Consider the following 18,777-nt stretch of genomic DNA (forward strand, 5'->3'; position numbering starts at 1 on the left):
CGCCCGTGAGCCCCAGATCTGGGGCTCACGGGCGCTCGGGGCTTGTCCGCTAGTTCTGCGGGAAGCCCAGGTTGATGCCGCCGTGGCTCGGGTCGAGCCAGCGCGAGGTGATCGCCTTCTCGCGGGTGAAGAACGGGATCGCCTGCGTGCCGTACGCCTTCGCGTCACCGAACAGCGAGTTCTTCCAGCCGCCGAACGAGTAGTAGCCGACCGGCACGGGAATGGGCACGTTGATGCCGACCATGCCCACCGTGACCTCGTTCTGGAAGCGCCGGGCGGCACCGCCGTCATTCGTGAAGATCGCGGTGCCGTTGCCGTACTGCGAGCCGTTGATGAGCGCGAGGCCCTCGTCGTAGCTCTTCACGCGCACGACCGACAGCACCGGGCCGAAGATCTCCTCGGTGTAGACCTTCGAGCTGGTCGGCACCTTGTCGATCAGGGTGGGGCCGAGCCAGAAGCCGTTCGGATCGCCGTCGACCTCGATGCCGCGGCCGTCGACGACGATCTCGGCGCCGTCCTGCTCGGCGATCTCGAGGTAGCTGGCGACCTTGTCGCGGTGCACGTCGGTGATGAGCGGGCCCATGTCGCAGTTGCGGGTCCCGTCGCCGACCTTCAGCGTGGCCATGCGCGACTGGATCTTCTCGATGAGTGCGTCGGCGACCGGCTCGACGGCGACGACGACCGAGATGGCCATGCAGCGCTCACCGGCCGAGCCGAAGCCCGCGTTGACGGCCGAGTCGGCGACCAGGTCGAGGTCGGCGTCGGGCAGCACGAGCATGTGGTTCTTCGCGCCGCCGAGCGCCTGCACGCGCTTGCCGTGCTTCGAGGCCGTCTCGTAGATGTACTTGGCGATCGGCGTCGAGCCGACGAACGAGATGCTCGCGACGTCGGGGTGCTCGAGCAGAGCATCCACGCTCTCCTTGTCGCCGTTGACGACGTTGAAGACGCCGTCGGGCAGGCCGCACTGCTTGAACAGCTCGGCCATCCAGATGGCGGCCGACGGGTCCTTCTCCGAGGGCTTCAGCACGACCGTGTTGCCGGCCGCGATCGCGAGCGGGAAGAACCACAGCGGCACCATGGCCGGGAAGTTGAAGGGGCTGATGATGCCCACCACGCCGAGCGCCTGGCGGATCGAGTACACGTCGACACCGGTCGACACGTTCTCGCTGTACTCGCCCTTCATGAGCTGCGGGATGCTGCACGCGAGCTCGACGACCTCGAGGCCGCGCGCGATCTCGCCGCCGGCGTCGCTCAGCACCTTGCCGTGCTCGTTGGTGAGGATCGCCGCGAGCTCGTCCTTGCGGGCGTTGAGCTGCTCGCGGAACGCGAACATGACCGCCTGGCGCTTCGCGACCGAGGTGCCCGACCAGCCCGGGAACGCGGCCTTTGCGGTGGCGACGGCGTGGTCGACGTCGGCCGTCGTGGCGAGCAGCACCTCGCGCTGGGCGACGCCGGTGGCGGGGTTGTAGACGGGGGCGGTGCGGGTGGATGCGCCGGCGAACGCGGCGCCGCCGACCCAGTGCTGCACAACAGACATGGGGGCTCCTTCTCGAGGGGTTCGTGCTCAGTCTGGGGTCTGCGCGCTCTGCGTTCAAGCGACATCGGCGCACAGGGGATGTGCGATTATGCAGATAGCGCCCGCCGTGCCGCCCGCGCCGCTCAGCGCGGCGGCAGAAGCTCGCCCCGCCGCGACGCGACCTCGGCCCGCAGGGCGTCGCGCACGATCGCCACGGCATCGACCGCGGGGCTGTCGGGCCGGGTCGAGAGCATGAACGGCAGCCGGAAGTCGACCTCGCGCGGCAGCACCGGCGTCAGGCCCGCCGCACCCTCGCCCATGAAGGCATGCAGCAGGCCGATGCCCGCTCCGGCCCGCGTCGCCTCGAGCTGGGCGAACACGTTCGTCGAGCCGAACCCGAGCCGCATGCCCTCGAGCTCGGCGGCGAGGTCGAGTTCGCGCACCGTGAGCAGAGCATCCACGTAGAAGACCAGGTCGTGCCCCTCGAGGTCGGCCAGGCGGCGGATCGCCGGCCGGGCGGCCAGGTAGCTCGGCGCGGCGTAGAGCCGCAGCGCGTACTCGGTGAGCAGCTCGGCGCGCACGCGGGCGCCCGCCGGCGAGCCGACCGTGACGGCGAGGTCGAAGCCCGAGCCGCGCAGGCTCAGCGGGCGGGTCGAGGTGACCAGTTCGAGCGCGATTCCCGGATGCTCGGCCCGCACCCGCGCGAGCGCCGGGGCCGCGAAGAGCGAGCCGAAGCCCTCGGGCGCCGCGACCCGCACGGTGCCGCGCACGGCGTCGCCGCCCGAGGCCGCCGCGACCACCTGCTCGACGATGCCCTCGAGCGGGGCGGCCTTCTCGACGATTGCGCGGCCGGTCTCGGTCAGCTGCCAGCCGTCGGCGCCGCGGTCGAGCAGCCGCGCGCCGAGGGCGGCTTCGAGCCGGTCGAGCCGCCGCCGCACGGTCGTGTGGTCGACCCCCAGCAGCGCGGCGGCCGCCACGAGCCGCCCGACGCGCGCGACCGCGAGCAGGTAGCGCAGGTCGTCGGCGCTCACCTCGTGCGGCTCGGGCCCAGCGGTCATGCGCCCAGCGTAGGCCGCCCGCCCCTGTCACAAATCACGGAGTTCGGCCGCCTCGACACCCGCGCCTCCGCATGCGCAGGCAGTCGCGCCCCCGACATTCCGTGATTTGTGACACCGGCGGGTGTCGGGGGCGGCTGAGACACTGGGCGCATGGAGTTCCTCACACCGCTGCTGCTGGGTCTCGTCGTCGGAGCACTGCTCGGGGCCGTCGTCGGCCTGCTGGTCGGGCGGCGCGGCACGAGCGGCGGGGTCGCCGCCGCCGAGCACGACGCGCTGCGGCAGCAGCTGACCGCCGCCGAGGTGCGGGTCGCGCAGGCCGAAGCCCGCGCGATCGCCCTCGATGAGCAGCTCGCCCTCGCCCGGCAGCGGGATGCGGAGCGCGAGTCGCGCGAGAAGCAGGAGGGCCGCGTGCTCGAGGCGCTGGCGCCCGTCGCCCAGACCCTGCGCGCCATGCAGCAGAAGGTCGACGAGCTGGAGCAGCAGCGCAGCCGCCAGCACGGCGAGCTCAGCCAGCAGCTGCGTGCGGCGACCGAGGCGGAGGACCGCCTGCGCGCGACGGCCGAGCAGCTCGCGAGCGCGCTCAGCAACAATGCGACCCGCGGCGTGTGGGGCGAGACGCAGCTGCGGTCGCTCGTCGAGTCGGCGGGCCTCATCAACCGTGTCGACTTCCTGACCCAGCAGTCGATCGACGCCGACGGCAGCGCGCGCCGCCCCGACATGGTGCTGACGCTGCCGGGCGGCAAGGCGATCGCGGTCGACGCGAAGGTGCCCTACAACAGCTACATCGAGGCCAGTGCGATCCCGGCGACCGCCGACCCGGCCGAGCAGGCGCGCAAGGCGGGCCTGCTCGCCGAGCACGCGAAGCGCGTCAAGGCGCACGTCGACCAGCTGTCGGCGAAGAACTACTTCACGGGGCTGGAGGCGAGCCCCGAGTTCACGATCGCGTTCATCCCGAACGAGCCGCTGCTCGCGGCGGCGCTCGAGAAGGATCCGATGCTGCTCGAGTACGCCTTCAGCAAGCGCATCGCCCTCGCGAGCCCGGTGAGCCTCTGGGCGGTGCTGAAGACGGTCGCCTTCACCTGGCAGCAGGAGGTGCTGACGGACGAGGCGAAGCAGCTGTTCGACCTCTCGAAAGAGCTGTACGCGCGGGTCGCGAAACTCGCCGAGCACGCCGACGCCCTCGGCGGGGCGATCGAGCGCAGCGTCAAGGCCTACAACCAGTTCGCGAGCTCGCTCGAGACCCGGGTGCTGGTCACGGCCCGCCGGCTCGAGAACCTCGACGAGTCGAAGGTGATCCCCGCTCCGCGGATCATCGAGGAGCAGCCGCGGCAACTCACCGCCGCGGAGCTGACGGAGGCCCTCGACAGCGCCCTCGACGACGGCCCCGCACCGGAGTAGCGTGCGGGCCATGCCCGAGTACACCTTCGCCTTCGCCGGCTTCGCGGTGCCCGACATCGAGGCGGCCCACCGCTTCTACCGCGAGACGCTCGGGCTCGAGGTGACCGTGGAGGGCATGGGGCAGCTCTCGCTCGACCTCCCCGGCGGCGGCTGGGCGCTCATCTACCCGAAGCCCGACCACGTGCCGGCGACCTACACCGTGCTGAACCTCGAGGTGGCCGACATCGACGCCGCCGTCGACGAGCTCGCCGCCCGCGGTGTCGCGTTCACGCGATACCCCGGCTTCGACCACGACGAGCGCGGCATCGTGCGGGGCATCGAGGCCGGGCAGGGCCCCGACATCGCCTGGTGCACCGACCCCGCCGGCAACATCATCGCGGTGCTGCAGAACGCCCTCTGACGGCGCTGCCGTCACCAGTCTCTTTGGAGGGCTCCGACAGACCTCCGTGCCGAATGGGTGACGCGGGATATCATGAAATGCGTTTCACCATCGTCGGTGCTCCCGCCGACGGTGCCCCCTTCGGCGAAAGATCAACGATGACCCAACGCCCCTGGCTTCCCCACTACGCCGACGATGTCGAGCCCGACCTGGGTGAGGTGACCTTCTCCCACCTGCCCGACATGGTGCGCGCATCCGGCCACGAGTACGCGAGCACGATCGCGTTCACGCAGTGCATGCCCAACGGCATGAACGGCTCGCTCACCTACGCGCAGGTCGACGCTCTGTCGGACGACTTCGCGGCCTACCTGCGCGAGGTCGTCGGCCTCGCACAGGGCGACCGCGTCGCCGTGCAGATGCCGAACTGCCTCGCCTACCCGGTGGTCGCCTTCGGCGTGTTCAAGGCCGGACTCGTTCTGGTCAACACCAACCCGCTCTACACGCCGACCGAGATGGTGCACCAGTTCACCGACTCCGGCGCGAAGGCGCTCGTCGTCATCGACATGTTCGCCGACCGACTGCCCGAGGTGCTGCCCCAGACGAGCATCGAAACGGTGGTCACCGTCAAGATCAGCGAGTTCTTCCCACCCGTCGTCGCCGGCATCATCCGCATGGTGCAGAAGGTCTGGAACCGCACGCTGCCGAAGGTGACTGTGCCGCACACCGCGTTCCAGGCTGCGCTCTCCGCGGGGCGCGCGAAGAAGTCGGCGGATGCCCTCCCCGGCTACCTCGCCGGCATCGGGCACGACACCGTCGCCGCCCTGCAGTACACCGGCGGCACGACCGGCGCCTCGAAGGGCGCCATGCTGTCGCACGGCAACCTGGTGTCGAACACCCTGCAGATGATCCAGATGTGCGGCGGGTACATGCGCCCCGGTGTCGAGGTGGCGATGACGGCCCTGCCGCTCTACCACATCTTCGCCTTCACGGTGAATCTGCTCGGCTTCTACAAGCTCGGCGCGCGCAACATCCTGATTCCCTCGCCGCGACCGCCGAGCAACCTCAAGCGGGCGTTCGAGAACTACAAGATCACCTGGGTGACCGGCGTCAACACGCTGTTCAACGCGCTGCTCAACGAGCGGTGGTTCCTCGACAGCCCCCCGCGCCACCTGCGCGCCTCGGCCGCGGGCGGCATGGCGCTGCACGAAGCCGTCAACGTGCGCTGGGAGGAGGTCACGGGCACGCCGATCGTCGAGGGCTACGGACTCACCGAGACCTCGCCCGTGCTCAGCTTCAACCCCTTCGGCCCGAACGAGAAGCCCGGAACGATCGGCATTCCCGTGCCGTCGACCGAGCTGAAGTGCATCGACGACGCCGGCAACGAGGTCGCCCCCGGCACGCCGGGTGAGATCGCCGCCAAGGGCCCGCAGGTCATGCTCGGGTACTGGAACCGACCCGACGAGACCGCGGCGAACGTGGTCGACGGGTGGTTCCGCACCGGCGACATCGCCGAGATGGACGCCGACGGGTTCTTCACCATCGTCGACCGCAAGAAGGACATGATCCTGGTCAGCGGCTTCAACGTGTACCCGAACGAGGTCGAAGAGCGCATCGCCGCCCTGCCCGGCGTTCTCGAGGTCGGCGTGGTGGGCATTCCCGATGACAAGTCGGGCGAAGCGGTGCGGGCCTACATCGTGGCCGGCACGGATGCTCCGACCGAGGCCGCGGTGCTCGCGCACTGCCGCGAGACCCTCGCCGCCTACAAGGTGCCGAAGTCGGTGCGGTTCGTCGACGAGCTGCCCAAGAGTCCGATCGGCAAGATCCTGCGGCGCGAGCTGCGGGCCGAGGCGGTCACCTCCGCCACCGCCAGTATCGAGACCCAGGGAAGGGAACTGTCGTGATCACGTCGCCCATCGTCTCCGCGCAGAACCTTGCGACGCAGACCTTCGTCACGCAGACGCAGGTGAACCCCGACGAAGTCGTCACCGACTTCGAGCAGACCCTGCTGCTGATCATGGTCTTCGTGATCATGTTCGGCCTGGGCGCCGGGCTGACCCCGCGCGACTTCAAGCTCGCGCTGAAGCGCCCGCAGGGCCTGATCATCGGCTTCGTCACCCAGTTCGGCATCATGCCGCTGCTGGCGTTCGGACTGATCATGCTCTTCCTGTTCCAGCTCGACCCGGCCTATGCGATCCCCGTCGCGTTCGGCGCCCTGCTGATGGGCGCGGTGCCCGCCGGAACGACGTCGAACATCTTCACGTACTTCTCGAAGGGCAACCTCGCGCTGAGCGTGATCATGACGACGAACTCCACCCTGTGGGCGGTTCTCATGACGCCGCTCGCGCTGGCGATCTACGGCTCGTTCATCTTCACCCAGGATTCGCAGCTGACGATCCCGTTCACCAACATCGTGGCGACGCTCGTGCTGATGCTGCTGCTGCCCGTCATCCTCGGCATGATCCTGCGCCGCTACAGCGCCAACGTCGGCGCGGTGATGGAGCTGCTCGGGGGCCTGGTCGGGGTGTTCTTCATCCTGTTCCTCATGGCCACCTGGGTGCCGCGCAACTGGAACCTGCTGGCGAGCACGCCATGGCAGACCTACCTGGTGGCGATCGGACTCGGCCTGTTCGGCATCTTCATCGCGTACGGCATCGCGCGGGCGATTCGCTTGCACCCGGCGAATGCGCGCACGATCGGGCTCGAGACGGGCATCCAGAACGGCCCGCTCGCGATCGCGATCGTGCTCGCGTCGTTCGCCGATGACCCGAACGTCGGGCTCATCCTGATCGTTCCGGCGCTGTACTCGCTGTTCATCGTGATCGTGTCGACCTTCGTGACCATCTGGTTCCGTCGGGCGAACACGGCCGCCGAGCAGAAGATCCCGAACCTGCTCTAGCCGAGGTTGCACGACGGGGGCAGGGCCGCGCGGCCCTGCCCCCGTCGTCGTTCGTGCAACGGTTACGCGTCGCCAAGGGACGCCGCACTGTGCTGGTCTACGCCTCGCCCAGAGGCGCGGCGAACTGCGCCTCGTACAGCCGGGCGTAGGCGCCGCCGGCGGCGAGCAGCTGCTCGTGCGTTCCCTGCTCGACGATGCGGCCCGCCTCCATCACGAGGATCAGGTCGGCGTCGCGGATGGTCGACAGGCGGTGCGCGATGACGAAGCTCGTGCGGTCGCGGCGCAGGGCGGCCATGGCGTGCTGCACGAGCACCTCGGTGCGGGTGTCGACCGAGCTGGTCGCCTCGTCGAGGATCAGCACGCTCGGCTGCGCGAGGAACGCCCGCGCGATCGTCAGCAGCTGCTTCTCCCCCGCGCTGAGGTTCGACCCGTCGTCGTCGAGCACGGTGTCGTAGCCGTCGGGCAGGGCGCCGACGAACCGGTCGACGCTGGTGGCGCGGGCCGCGGCGACGATGTCGTCGAGCGACGCATCCGGTCGGCCGTAGGCGATGTTGTCGCGGATGGTGCCCGCGAACAGCCACGTGTCCTGCAGCACCATGCCCATGCGCGAGCGCAAGTCGTCGCGCGTCATCGTGGCGATGTCGACGCCGTCGAGCGTGATGCGGCCGCCGTCGAGCTCGTAGAACCGCATGATCAGGTTGACCAGGGTGGTCTTACCGGCGCCGGTCGGCCCGACGATCGCGATCGTCTGGCCCGGCTCGGCGGTGAGCGACAGCCCGTCGATGAGCGGCACCTCGGGGGCGTAGCGGAACGACACGTCGTCGAACACCAGGCGCCCGGTCGCGGTCTGCGGCGTGGCCGCCGGATGCGGGTCAGCGCTCTGCTCGTCGGCGTCGAGCAGCTCGAACACACGCTCGGCGCTCGCCACCCCCGACTGCAGCAGGTTCGCCATCGAGCCGAGCTGGCTGAGCGGCTGCGTGAACTGCCGCGAGTATTGGATGAACGCCTGCACGCCGCCGATGGTCATCGAGCCGCTCGTGACGAGCAGGCCGCCGACGACGGCGATGGCGACGTAGACGAGGTTTCCGACGAACATGATCGCGGGCATGATGATGCCGCTCACGAACTGGGCGCCGAAGCTCGCGTCGAACAGCTGCGCGTTCTTCTCGCGGAACCGCTGCGCGACCTCCCGCTGCCGCCCGAACACCTTGACGAGCGCATGGCCGGTGAAGGTCTCTTCGATCTGGCCGTTGAGCTCGCCGGTGTGCGCCCACTGCGCCGCGAACAGCGGCTGCGAGCGCTTGGCGATCATCGCCGTGATGACGAGCGTCAGCGGCACGGTGATGAGCGAGACGAGGGCGAGGATCGGCGAGATCACGACCATCATCACGATGACGCCGATGACCGTGAGCAGCGAGGTCAGCAGCTGGCTGAGGGTCTGCTGCAGCGTCTGAGCGATGTTGTCGACGTCGTTGGTGACGCGGCTGAGCACCTCGCCGCGCTGCACGCGGTCGAAGTAGGTCAGCGGCAGGCGGTCGAGCTTGCGCTGCACCTCCTCGCGCAGCCGGTAGACGACGCGCTGGGTGACCCCGGTCAGCAGGTAGGCCTGCAGCCAGGCGAACACCGACGAGAAGACGTAGACCAGCAGTACGCCGCCGAGCACCAGGTGCAGCAGGTCGGTATCGATGCCGGATGCGGCGCTCGCGTCGACCGCACCCCCCACGAAGGCGCCCTCGCCGAAGACCCCGTCGATGATCACGTTGGTCGCGAATCCGAGCAGGGCGGGCCCGACGACCGAGAGCACGACGCTGACGACGCCGAGCACGATGACCACCCAGACGAGCCGCAGCTCGGGGCGCAGCCGGCCGATCAGTCGGCGGGCCGACGGGCCGAAGCTCGCCGCCTTCTCGGCGGGCAGGCCGATGCCGCCGCCCATCGGGCCGCCCATGGGGCCGCGCCGCATTCCACCGGGAGGGCCCGCGGGGCGGGCCGGTGCGCCGCTCATGACCCCACCTCCACCCGCTGCTGGCTGCTGACGATCTCGGCATACGTCTCGCTCGAGGCGAGCAGCTCATCGTGGGTGCCACGGCCGACGACGCGGCCCTGCTCGAGCACGATGATCTCGTCGGCGTCGAGCACGGTGGCCACGCGCTGGGCGACCACGATGACGGTGGCGTCGGCGGCGTCACGGCGCAGCGCGGCGCGCAGGCGCGCATCCGTCGCCGTGTCGAGGGCCGAGAACGAGTCGTCGAAGACGAAGATCGGTGGTCGTTTCACGAGGGCGCGCGCGATGGCGAGGCGCTGCCGCTGGCCACCCGACACGCTCGTGCCGCCCTGGGCCACCGCGGTGTCGAGGCCGTCGGGCATGGCGCGCACGAAGTCGGCGGCCTGCGCGGTCTCGAGCGCCGCCCACAGCTCGTCGTCGGTGGCGTCGGGCTTACCGAAACGCAGGTTGCTGGCGATGGTGCCCGAGAACAGGTAGGGGCGCTGCGGCACGAGGCCGATGCGGCTCCAGAGCTGCTCGGGCTCGAGCTCGCGCACGTCGACGCCGTCGATGAGCACGGCGCCTCCGGTCACGTCGATGAGCCGCGGCAGCAGGCTGATGAGGGTCGTCTTGCCGGCGCCGGTGCTGCCGATGATGGCGGTCATGCGCCCGCGCGTGGCGGTGAGGCTGACACCGTCGAGCACCGGATGCTCCGCCCCGGGGTACGCGAACACCACGTCGCGCAGCTCGACGTGCCCGCTCGCGTCGCGCGGGGTCACCGGGCTGCTCGGCAGCACCACCGAGGAGGGCGTCGCGAGCACCTCGCCGATGCGGTCGGCCGAGACGGCCGCCCGCGGCAGCAGCACGGCGATGAACGTGGCCATGAGCACGGCCATGAGGATCTGGATCAGGTAGGTGAGGAAGGCGGTGAGCGCGCCGACCTGCATCGCGCCGCTCTCGATGCGCCCGGCGCCGAACCACAGCACGGCGACGCTCGAGGCGTTGAGCACGAGCAGCACGATCGGGAACATGAGCGCGAACAGCCGGCCCGACTTCAGCGCGGTCTCGGTGAGCTGCGCGTTCGCGTCGGCGAAGCGCGCCACCTCGTGCCGCTCGCGCACGAAGGCGCGCACGACCCGCATGCCGGTGAGCTGCTCGCGCAGTACGCGATTGACGGTGTCGATGCGCTCCTGCATGACGCGGAACAGCGGCACCGTCCGCACGATGATCGCGCCGACCGAGAGCAGCAGCACGGGGATGGCCACGGCCATGATGAGCGACAGCGCGAGGTCTTGCTGCAGCGCCATGACGACACCACCGATGGCGAGGATGGGCGCGCTCACGAGCATCGTGCTCGTCATCAGCACGAGCATCTGCACCTGCTGCACGTCGTTCGTCGTGCGCGTGATGAGCGAGGGGGCGCCGAAGCGCGTCACCTCGCGCTCGGAGAACGTGCCGACGTGGTCGAACACGGCCTGCCGCAGGTCGCGGCCGAACGCCATGGCGACGCGGGCTCCGACGTAGACGGCAGCGATGGCGCAGGCGATCTGCACGAGGGTGATGGCGAGCATCCCCGCCCCGACCATCAGGATGTAGCCGGTGTCACCGCGGGCGATGCCGTTGTCGATGATGTCGGCGTTGAGCGCGGGCAGGAACAGCGAGGCGATCGACTGCGCGAGCTGGAAGACGATGACGCCGACGATCAGGCCGACGTAGGGCCGCAGATAGCGGCCGAGCAGAGAAGCGAGCATGGCCTGCTCATTCTTCACCCGTCAGCGCTGGATGCTCGCACCGAGCGTGCCGCCCTCAGCGAACAGGTGCCGTGCGACCAGCGCTGGCTAGTGGTCCAACCACTTGTCGACGAGGTGGTCGGCCGTCACGCGCCGGATGGTGCCCGAGCGCGAGCGCAGCACGATCGACTCGGTCGTGATGATGCGGCCCTCGCGCCGCACGCCGCGCACGAGCTCGCCGTCGGTGACGCCCGTGGCGACGAAGAAGGTGTTGTCGCTGCTGACCAGCTCGTTCGCCTCGTAGACGTGGTCGAACTTGAGGCCCGCGGCGGCACCGCGCTCGCGCTCGGCATCACTGCCGGGGGCGAGCCTGCCCTGGATGAACCCGCCGAGCGCCTTCACCGCGCAGGCGGTGGCGACGCCCTCGGGGCTGCCGCCGATGCCGACGGCCAGGTCGATGCGGCTGTCGTGGCGAGCGGCGTTGATGCCCGCGGCGACGTCGCCGTCGAGGATGAGCCGCGTGCCGGCCCCGGTGGCGCGGATGTCGGCGATGAGCTGCTCGTGCCGCGGGCGGTCGAGCACGGCCACGCGCAGGTCTTCGACCGGCTTGCCCTTCGCGGCGGCGAGCGCGCGGATGTTCTCGCCGATCGGCTGGCGGATGTCGAGCACCCCGATGCCCTCGTGCCCGGCGACCATCTTCTCCATGTAGAACACGCTCGAGGCGTCGAGCATGGTGCCGCGGTCGGCGACGGCGATCATCGAGATCGCGTGGCTGCGGCCCGCGGCGGTGAGCGAGGTGCCGTCGATCGGGTCGACGGCGATGTCGCACATCGGCCCGTTGCCCGTGCCCACCTGCTCGCCGTTGAACAGCATCGGGGCGTTGTCCTTCTCGCCCTCGCCGATGACGACGACCCCGCTGAAGTTGACCGTTCCGAGGAACTTGCGCATCGCATCCACGGCCGCCCCGTCGGCGGCGAGCTTGTCGCCCTTGCCGATGAACGGCGCCGAGCGGATGGCCGCGGCCTCGGTGGCCCGCACGAGCTCCATGGCGAGGTTGCGGTCGGGGTGCAGGAACAGGGTTCCGGTCTCGGTGGTCACCACGGGTGGCGTCCTTTCCCTCGTCGATGACGGGATGCTCGATAGAACGTTCAGCAGGACGCGCCGGGTGGTAGGTCAGCGCACGACCAGAGTATCGGGGCGACGGCCGCTGGCTAGACTCGACACCGCGTCCACCACACCCCCAGCAGGAGGAGAACCATGCCCGTCGCCACCCCCGAGCAGTACGCCGAGATGCTCGACAAGGCCAAGAAGGGCGGGTTCGCCTACCCCGCCATCAACGTGTCGTCGTCGTCGACGATCAACGCCGTGCTGCAGGGTCTGACCGAAGCCGGCTCCGACGGCATCCTGCAGGTCACGACCGGTGGCGCCGACTACTTCGCCGGCCAGAGCGTGAAGGCCCGCGCCTCAGGCGCCCTCGCCTTCGCCGCCTTCGCCACCGAGGTCGCCAAGAACTACCCGATCACGGTCGCCCTGCACACCGACCACTGCCCGAAGGACGCGCTCGACGGCTTCGTCATGCCGCTCATCGCCGCGAGCGAGGCCGAGGTGAAGGCGGGCCGCAACCCGATCTTCCAGTCCCACATGTGGGACGGCTCGGCCGTGCCGCTCGCCGAGAACATCGAGATCGCGCGTGAGCTGCTGCCCCGCATGAAGAACATCAACGCCATCCTGGAGGTCGAGATCGGCGTCGTCGGCGGCGAGGAAGACGGCGTGCAGCACGAGGGCTCGAACGACGCCCTCTACACGACCCTCGGCGACGTCGAGCAGGCCGTCGAGGCGCTCGGTCTCGGCGAAAACGGCCGCTACATGGCCGCCCTCACCTTCGGCAACGTGCACGGCGTCTACAAGCCGGGCAACGTGAAGCTGCGCCCCGAGCTTCTCGCCGAGATCCAGGCCGGCATCGCCGCGAAGTACGGCACGGATGCCCTCCCGCTCGACCTCGTCTTCCACGGCGGCTCGGGCTCGACCGATGACGAGATCGCGACCGCCGTCAAGAACGGCGTGATCAAGATGAACATCGACACCGACACGCAGTACGCGTTCAGCCGCTCGGTGGCCGACACGGTGCTGAAGAACTACGACGGCTTCCTCAAAGTCGACGGCGAGGTCGGCAACAAGAAGATCTACGACCCGCGCGCCTGGGGCAAGCTCGCCGAGTCGGCGATGGCCAAGCGCGTCGTCGAGGCGACCCAACAGCTCGGCTCGGCCGGACACTCGGGCCGCTAGTTAGCGGGCGACCGGGCCGCCGGGCGTTCCCGGCTCGGGGGTGCGCTGCACGCGGGCCGGGCGGCTCGCGCCGCCGCGCACCTCGAACTCGACGGCGGTGACCGCGCCGGTGCGCCAGCGCAGGTTGTCGACCGTCGACTGCAGGGTCACGTAGTAGGGAGCGAGGAAGGTCTCGCGCCGCCCCTCCGGCAGGGCGCTGCGGATGCGCAGGGCCACGGCGATCGATCCGGCCTCGGTGCGGCGCAGCTCGACCCGCGCCGAGCCGGCCGGCGCCTCCGTGCTGCCCAGGAGGGCATCCAGAAGCGCGCGAACGGCGGTGCGCTGGGCGAGGTCGAGCTGCTCGACGAGCCGCTCGGGGTCGTCGATGGTGACGGCGCGACCCTCGGCGACCCGCTCGAGCCAGGTGCGGTCGACCTCCCCGGTCAGCTCGGCGCGCAGCCGCTCAGCGATCGCCGCGGCGCGCACAGCGTCGCCCGGGGTGACCTCGCCGCGCTCGAGCACGCTCGCGATCACCGCTCGGGCGGCGGCGATCCGCTCGGTCGTCGCGGCGTCGACCGCCCGCACCATCTCGGCGTCGGTCGCGCCGTCGACCACGGGCAGGTCGAGCGGCCGCTCGTTCCAGCGGGCGATGCTGAACGTGATGGAGCGGATCATCACGACCCCGCCGAGCAGCCCGATCAGCAACGGGAACACGGTGATGACCACGGTCGAGAAGGGGGGCCAGGTCGGGTCGTCGGGCACGACGTAGCCCAGCGTGATGACCACGCCGACGACCAGCGGAATCGACCCCAGCGCGGCGAAGCGGGCCGCCGACAGATAGGGGGCGAGCGCCAGCAGCAGCAGCGACGCCGACAGCGGCGCCCACCACAGCACGAGGGCGAAGGGCTCGCCGATGTAGCCGACGGCCGAGAGCACGAGGGCGGCGACCGCGAAGAGCACGCCGACCGCCGCCTCGGTGACCCCGAGCGGTCCACGGCGCGGGCGCGTCATCACGTGCACCCAGAGCGGCGCGATCACCGCGAGCGCGAGCGCCGCGGCCTGCACCAGGGGCCGGCTGCCGGCCTGCCCGGCCGGCCCGAGAACGAGCACCCCGTTGACGAGCACGAGCCCCGCGCTGGCGAGGGGCAGGTTCGGGGAGACGAACCAGCTGAGCGGGTCGGCCTCCCAGGGGCTACGGCGCCACGAGACCGCGGTCATCGCGCGCCCTCCCCCCGCGGCACCGTGAGCATGACGGTCGTGCCCTCGGGGCCCGACCAGACGCGCACCGACCCGCCCACCTGCTCGATGCGCTGCGTCACCGAGGTGCGCAGGCCGAGGCGATCCTCGGCGACCTCGTCGGCGGCGAACCCGCGCCCGTCGTCGACGATGAGCACCGACACCGCGTCGCCCCGTGCTCCGGCGACGAGCTCGGCCCGGTCGGTGCCGGCGTGCTCGACGACGTTGTCGAGGGCGGCGCGCGCGGCGCCGAGCAGGGCGTGCCGGGCCCTCGACGCCATCGACTCGGGCAGCAGCTCGATGCCGCTCACATCGACCCGCACACCGCTCCACTGGTACTCGCGCGCGAGTTCGAGCAGCGCCGCGCCGAGTGCGCTGCCCGACCGCGGGGCGGCCGGCTCGGGGTCGGCGACGGTCGTGCTCGCGAGGGTCTGCAGGTGCTCGTCGAGCACCTCGGCGGTGCGCGGCTCGAGCGGGCCGCGCGACCGCGCGATGAGGGCGAGGTCGGCGAGGATCGTGTCGTGCACGACGGCGGCCGCGCGCAACTCGAGCGACCGGCGGCGGTCGACCTCCGACTGCTCCGCCGCGGTCGCCGTCAGCACCGCGAGTCGGCGCTCGGTCTGCCGCTGCGCGATTGCGAGGGTCGTGTAGGCGGCAACCGCGATGGTAGCGACGATGAGCGGGCCGAGACCCGTGCGCACGGTGGCCTCGGCGAGCGTGAGCCCGATCGACACGCTCGCCTGCGCCACGATGAAGGCCAGGGCCGTCCAGAGAACACCGCTGAGGGCGCGTCCGCCGATGGCACCGACCAGGCAGAGCGCGGTCGCGATGCGGTTGAAGAGGTACGGGCCGGTGGATTCGAGCTCGGGGGCGGAATCCAGGATCAGCACCGGCACGGCGACCGAGAAGACGGCACCGCCGAGCAGATACAGCCCCGCGGTGAGCACGGTCGGGCGCCAGAGCAGCACGAGAGCGAGCATCCCGACGCCGATGAACGGCGTGACGAGCAGCGGGGCTGCCGCGAGCGCGTCGACCGCGACGAGCGCGTCGACGACGATCGCCGCGGCGAGCAGCGAGCCGATGGCGGCGACCACGCGCTGGGTCGTGGCCAGGCCGGTCACGACGACGCGGGCGGCGACCGGCCGCGGCAGGCCGATGGTGCGCAGCCCGACGCGACGAGGCCCAGCGCCGCGCACCCCGACGGCGGTCATCGGCGATTGCCCGTTACGGTCATGCCCGCCTCCGTCTCCGCCCGCAGTCTCGACCGGTCAGTCGCGGATGCGCCCGCCGAGCGCCCGTTCGTCGACGTTGCCCTGCGCGTCGCGGCGCAGCTCTTTCGGCAGCGAGAACTGGAGGTCCTCCTCCGCGGTCTTGACCTCGGAGACCGCGTCGAAGCCGGCGTCGCGCAGGTCGGCGAGCACCTGCTCGACGAGCACCTCGGGCACGCTCGCGCCGCTCGTGACGCCGACGGTGGCGACACCCTCGAACCACTCCTGCTTGATCTCGCTGGCGTAGTCGACGCGGTAGGCGGCCTTCGCGCCGTACTCGAGGGCCACCTCGACGAGGCGCACGCTGTTCGAGCTGTTGGCCGACCCGACGACGATCACGAGGTCGGCCTCGGGCGCGACCTTCTTGATGGCGACCTGGCGGTTCTGCGTGGCGTAGCAGATGTCGTCGCTCGGCGGGTCTTGCAGGTGCGGGAAGCGCGCGCGCAGGCGCCGCACGGTCTCCATCGTCTCGTCGACGCTCAGCGTGGTCTGCGACAGCCAGATGAGCGCGTCGGTCTCGGGCACCTCGATGCGGTCGGCCTCGTCGGGGTCGTTGACGAGAATCGTGCGCTCGGGCGCGTGGCCCATCGTTCCCTCGACCTCTTCGTGGCCGGCGTGGCCGATGAGCAGGATGCGGTAGTCCTGCTTCGCGAACCGCACCGCTTCGCGGTGCACCTTCGTCACCAGCGGGCAGGTGGCGTCGATCGCCTGCAGGTCGCGGTCGGCCGCACCCTGCACGACGGCGGGGCTCACTCCGTGCGCCGAGAAGACGATGTGCGAGCCGGGCGGCACCTCGTCGACCTCGTCGACGAAGATCGCCCCCTGCTTCTCGAGCTCGCTCACGACGTGCACGTTGTGCACGATCTGCTTGCGCACGTACACCGGCGCCCCGTACTGCTCGAGCGCCTTCTCGACGGCGATCACTGCTCGGTCGACGCCCGCGCAGTAGCCGCGCGGGGCGGCGAGGAGCACGCGCTTCGGACCATCGACCTCGACCGGCCGCAGCCGCTCGCGCCGCTGCGGAATGACGGGGGCCGTCAGAGTCGTGCCGAGGGCGCCATTGGTGATCGTGCTCACGGAGTCAGTCTACGAGGGTGGCCTGCGCGAACCCTGCTCATCGCTGTGTTCTCGCCGTACCCTCTCGCCTACTCCACGTCGCGCCGTCCGGTGGTGAGGGCTGCGGCCACGAGCAGCACCGCGGCGAGGCCGCCGAGCACGAGGCCTCCCTGCCACCAGGTGAGAGCATCCACCGCCGCCACCGGCACCGTGGGGTCGAGCGCGTTCAGCGAGCTCAGGATGCCCGCCCCGACCAGCGCGTCGGTCGCCGACCCCGGCAGGAAGCGGCCGAGCTGTGCCGACCACTCCCACACGCCGGCGACGAGCCGCAGGATCGGCTCGACGAACTGGGTGAAGGCGAGCACGATGACGATCGCGGCGATCTGGCTGGTGAGCAGGGCGCCGAGGCCGAGGCCGAGCAGCGACCAGAGGGCGGTGGCGACGAGCGTGCGCAGCAGCACGCCGATGACCTCGGGTTCGCCCAGGGCGGTGTCTTCCCCGAGGGCCGCGAGCACCGGAGCGCCGAGCCCGACCGAGCCGATCAGGCCGAGCACGCCGTACAGCGCGCCCATGAGCGCGGCGACGATCGCCTTCGCGGTGAGCACGATGCCGCGGCGCGGTTGCGCGAGCGTCGTCGGGGTCAGCGTGCCGTGCCGGTACTCGGTCGTGACGATGAGCGCGCCGAACAGCAGCGGGATCACGAGGCCCACGGCCGTGACGCTGCTGTAGACGAGGTTCGCGATGACGACGGGGTCGAGCTCGGGGGCGGGTGCTCCCCCTCCGGCCGCGCCGGCGAGCAGCGCGCCCGCGTCGCTGAGGAAGAACGCGAGGCCCGCGGCCGTCACGCCGACGTAGGCGACCATGATGAGGCCGAGCAGCCACCACGACTTCAGCGAGAAGACCTTGGCGAGCTCGGCGGCCGTTGCGCGGCCGAGGGCGGTGAGGGTGCTCATGCGGCGCTCCCCTCTGCGCTGGTCGCGACGCCGGGCGCGTCGGCCGGGGCGGCGGTGACCTCAGCCTCATCCGCCGTGAGCGCGAGGAACACCGACTCGAGCCCGTCGGTCTCGTCGCTGAGGTGCGTGAGCGCGAGGCCCGCGGCCAGGGCGACCTCGCCCGTACGGGCGACATCGAGGCCGAGCACCGACAGACCCGCGGGGCCGGGCTCGACGGTGGCGCCGGCGCGGCGGAGGGCATCCGCCAGAGCGTCACGATCGGCGGCGTCGACACGCACCCGCGCGCTGCCTGCCTCGAGGGCCTCCAGCGGGCCGTCGAAGGCGATGCGACCGTGACGGATGACCACGACATCGTCGACCGTCTGCTGCACCTCGCTCAGCACGTGGCTCGAGAGCAGCACGGTGCGGCCCTCGTCGGCGAGGTGGCGCAGCAGGCCGCGCATCCAGCGGATGCCGTCGGGGTCCAGGCCGTTGATGGGCTCGTCGAGCACGAGCGCGTCGGGGTCACCGAGCAGGGCCGCGGCGAGACCCAGCCGCTGCCGCATGCCGAGCGAGTAGCCGCCGACGCGACGGCGGCCGGCGTCGGCGAGCCCGACCTGGGTGAGCACCGTGTCAACGCGAGCGCGGTCGATGCCCGCGGCGAGCGCGAGCGTCACCAGGTGGTCGCGGCCGCTGCGGCCGGGGTGGAAGACGTCGCTCGACAGCGAGCCGCCGACGCGGCGCAGGGGCGCATCGAGCTCGCGGTAGCGCTGGCCGTCGATGAGCGCCCGCCCCGCCGTCGGGCGGTTGAGCCCGAGCAGGATGCGCAAGGTCGAGGTCTTGCCGGCACCGTTCGGGCCGAGGAAGCCCGTGACGCGGCCGGGCTGGGCGGTGAAGGAGACGTCGCGCAGGGCGGTGACCTCGCCGTAGACCTTCGTCAACGACTCGACGGTGAGCGGGGTGGCGGTACGCATGCGGCTCCTTGCAGAACGAGGCCGCGGGGTCGGCGCTCTCGACTACCCTGGCGACGCACACCACGCGACGCAAGGAGGGCACACC

The 18,777-nt window shown here is 71.0% G+C and carries 15 protein-coding genes; 5 read left to right on the forward strand and 10 right to left on the reverse strand.

Annotated features, from left to right (window positions below; all coding sequences use genetic code 11):
- Nucleotides 1–49 precede the first annotated feature (49 nt).
- Nucleotides 50–1,537 carry a CoA-acylating methylmalonate-semialdehyde dehydrogenase gene (locus BJ959_RS04630; protein ID WP_153982870.1) on the reverse strand — a complete coding sequence of 496 codons (1,488 nt, stop codon included), beginning with the start codon at nucleotides 1,535–1,537 and terminating at the stop codon, nucleotides 50–52.
- Nucleotides 1,538–1,659: 122 nt separating this feature from the next.
- Complete coding sequence (locus tag BJ959_RS04635; protein ID WP_153982871.1) at nucleotides 1,660–2,574, reverse strand: LysR family transcriptional regulator; 915 nt, start codon at nucleotides 2,572–2,574, stop codon at nucleotides 1,660–1,662.
- A gap of 150 nt (nucleotides 2,575–2,724) precedes the next feature.
- On the opposite strand from BJ959_RS04635, the gene BJ959_RS04640 reads away from it, so the two are divergent.
- The 4 genes from BJ959_RS04640 (at nucleotide 2,725) to BJ959_RS04655 (ending at nucleotide 7,247) form a co-directional block, all read left to right on the forward strand.
- Complete coding sequence (locus BJ959_RS04640) at nucleotides 2,725–3,972, forward strand: DNA recombination protein RmuC (protein ID WP_153982872.1); 1,248 nt, start codon at nucleotides 2,725–2,727, stop codon at nucleotides 3,970–3,972.
- A gap of 10 nt (nucleotides 3,973–3,982) precedes the next feature.
- Nucleotides 3,983–4,372, forward strand: a complete 390-nt coding sequence (locus tag BJ959_RS04645; protein WP_153982873.1) for a VOC family protein — start codon at nucleotides 3,983–3,985, stop codon at nucleotides 4,370–4,372.
- 137 nt (nucleotides 4,373–4,509) lie between these two features.
- Nucleotides 4,510–6,252: an AMP-binding protein gene (locus BJ959_RS04650; protein ID WP_153982874.1), complete on the forward strand. Its 1,743-nt coding sequence runs from the start codon at nucleotides 4,510–4,512 to the stop codon at nucleotides 6,250–6,252.
- Nucleotides 6,249–7,247: a bile acid:sodium symporter gene (locus tag BJ959_RS04655; protein WP_207949334.1), complete on the forward strand. Its 999-nt coding sequence runs from the start codon at nucleotides 6,249–6,251 to the stop codon at nucleotides 7,245–7,247. Before BJ959_RS04650 ends, BJ959_RS04655 begins: the two co-directional genes overlap by 4 nt.
- 97 nt (nucleotides 7,248–7,344) lie before the next feature.
- Here BJ959_RS04655 and BJ959_RS04660 read toward each other — a convergent pair whose 3' ends face one another.
- From BJ959_RS04660 to glpX, 3 genes are all read right to left on the reverse strand, one after another.
- Entirely contained in the window at nucleotides 7,345–9,252 is a 1,908-nt protein-coding gene (locus BJ959_RS04660; protein WP_153982875.1) for an ABC transporter ATP-binding protein, read from the reverse strand.
- Nucleotides 9,249–10,982 (reverse strand): ABC transporter ATP-binding protein, encoded by a 1,734-nt coding sequence (locus BJ959_RS04665; RefSeq protein ID WP_153982876.1) that lies wholly within the window; start codon nucleotides 10,980–10,982, stop codon nucleotides 9,249–9,251. The genes BJ959_RS04660 and BJ959_RS04665 overlap by 4 nt, the downstream gene beginning before the upstream one ends.
- Before the next feature lie 87 nt (nucleotides 10,983–11,069).
- Complete coding sequence (gene glpX, locus BJ959_RS04670; RefSeq protein WP_153982892.1) at nucleotides 11,070–12,008, reverse strand: class II fructose-bisphosphatase; 939 nt, start codon at nucleotides 12,006–12,008, stop codon at nucleotides 11,070–11,072.
- Nucleotides 12,009–12,218: 210 nt separating this feature from the next.
- Between glpX and fbaA the strand changes: the two genes are divergently transcribed.
- Nucleotides 12,219–13,247 carry a class II fructose-bisphosphate aldolase gene (fbaA, locus tag BJ959_RS04675; RefSeq protein WP_153982877.1) on the forward strand — a complete coding sequence of 343 codons (1,029 nt, stop codon included), beginning with the start codon at nucleotides 12,219–12,221 and terminating at the stop codon, nucleotides 13,245–13,247.
- Here the strand turns inward: fbaA and BJ959_RS04680 are convergent, their stop codons facing one another.
- The 5 genes from BJ959_RS04680 to BJ959_RS04700 form a co-directional block, all read right to left on the reverse strand.
- Nucleotides 13,248–14,444 carry a hypothetical protein gene (locus BJ959_RS04680; RefSeq protein ID WP_153982878.1) on the reverse strand — a complete coding sequence of 399 codons (1,197 nt, stop codon included), beginning with the start codon at nucleotides 14,442–14,444 and terminating at the stop codon, nucleotides 13,248–13,250. It lies immediately after the preceding gene.
- Entirely contained in the window at nucleotides 14,441–15,673 is a 1,233-nt protein-coding gene (locus BJ959_RS04685) for a sensor histidine kinase (protein ID WP_153982879.1), read from the reverse strand. The genes BJ959_RS04680 and BJ959_RS04685 overlap by 4 nt, the downstream gene beginning before the upstream one ends.
- A gap of 57 nt (nucleotides 15,674–15,730) precedes the next feature.
- Nucleotides 15,731–16,771, reverse strand: coding sequence for a 4-hydroxy-3-methylbut-2-enyl diphosphate reductase (locus BJ959_RS04690; protein ID WP_207949342.1), 1,041 nt, complete (start codon nucleotides 16,769–16,771; stop codon nucleotides 15,731–15,733).
- Between the two features lie 104 nt (nucleotides 16,772–16,875).
- The gene (locus BJ959_RS04695) at nucleotides 16,876–17,739 is read right to left on the reverse strand and encodes an ABC transporter permease (RefSeq protein ID WP_153982880.1); all 864 of its coding nucleotides are present in this window, start codon (nucleotides 17,737–17,739) and stop codon (nucleotides 16,876–16,878) included.
- On the reverse strand, nucleotides 17,736–18,692 hold the full coding sequence (locus BJ959_RS04700; protein ID WP_153982881.1) for an ATP-binding cassette domain-containing protein: 957 nt from the start codon (nucleotides 18,690–18,692) through the stop codon (nucleotides 17,736–17,738). The genes BJ959_RS04695 and BJ959_RS04700 overlap by 4 nt, the downstream gene beginning before the upstream one ends.
- Nucleotides 18,693–18,777: the final 85 nt, after the last annotated feature.

It is taken from the genome of Microcella frigidaquae (assembly GCF_014200395.1).
Taxonomy (GTDB): Bacteria; Actinomycetota; Actinomycetes; order Actinomycetales; family Microbacteriaceae; genus Microcella; species Microcella frigidaquae.

Excerpts from the sequence above, each read along its gene's own strand:
- BJ959_RS04630 (WP_153982870.1), bottom strand. The coding sequence starts at position 1,537 with ATGTCTGTTGTGCAGCACTGGGTCGGCGGCGCCGCGTTCGCCGGCGCA.
- BJ959_RS04640 (WP_153982872.1), top strand. The coding sequence starts at position 2,725 with ATGGAGTTCCTCACACCGCTGCTGCTGGGTCTCGTCGTCGGAGCACTG.
- BJ959_RS04665 (WP_153982876.1), bottom strand. The coding sequence starts at position 10,982 with ATGCTCGCTTCTCTGCTCGGCCGCTATCTGCGGCCCTACGTCGGCCTG.
- BJ959_RS04685 (WP_153982879.1), bottom strand. The coding sequence starts at position 15,673 with ATGACCGCCGTCGGGGTGCGCGGCGCTGGGCCTCGTCGCGTCGGGCTG.
- BJ959_RS04635 (WP_153982871.1), bottom strand. The coding sequence starts at position 2,574 with ATGACCGCTGGGCCCGAGCCGCACGAGGTGAGCGCCGACGACCTGCGC.
- BJ959_RS04650 (WP_153982874.1), top strand. The coding sequence starts at position 4,510 with ATGACCCAACGCCCCTGGCTTCCCCACTACGCCGACGATGTCGAGCCC.
- BJ959_RS04700 (WP_153982881.1), bottom strand. The coding sequence starts at position 18,692 with ATGCGTACCGCCACCCCGCTCACCGTCGAGTCGTTGACGAAGGTCTAC.
- BJ959_RS04645 (WP_153982873.1), top strand. The coding sequence starts at position 3,983 with ATGCCCGAGTACACCTTCGCCTTCGCCGGCTTCGCGGTGCCCGACATC.
- BJ959_RS04680 (WP_153982878.1), bottom strand. The coding sequence starts at position 14,444 with ATGACCGCGGTCTCGTGGCGCCGTAGCCCCTGGGAGGCCGACCCGCTC.
- BJ959_RS04660 (WP_153982875.1), bottom strand. The coding sequence starts at position 9,252 with ATGAGCGGCGCACCGGCCCGCCCCGCGGGCCCTCCCGGTGGAATGCGG.
- glpX (WP_153982892.1), bottom strand. The coding sequence starts at position 12,008 with ATGGAGCTCGTGCGGGCCACCGAGGCCGCGGCCATCCGCTCGGCGCCG.
- fbaA (WP_153982877.1), top strand. The coding sequence starts at position 12,219 with ATGCCCGTCGCCACCCCCGAGCAGTACGCCGAGATGCTCGACAAGGCC.
- BJ959_RS04695 (WP_153982880.1), bottom strand. The coding sequence starts at position 17,739 with ATGAGCACCCTCACCGCCCTCGGCCGCGCAACGGCCGCCGAGCTCGCC.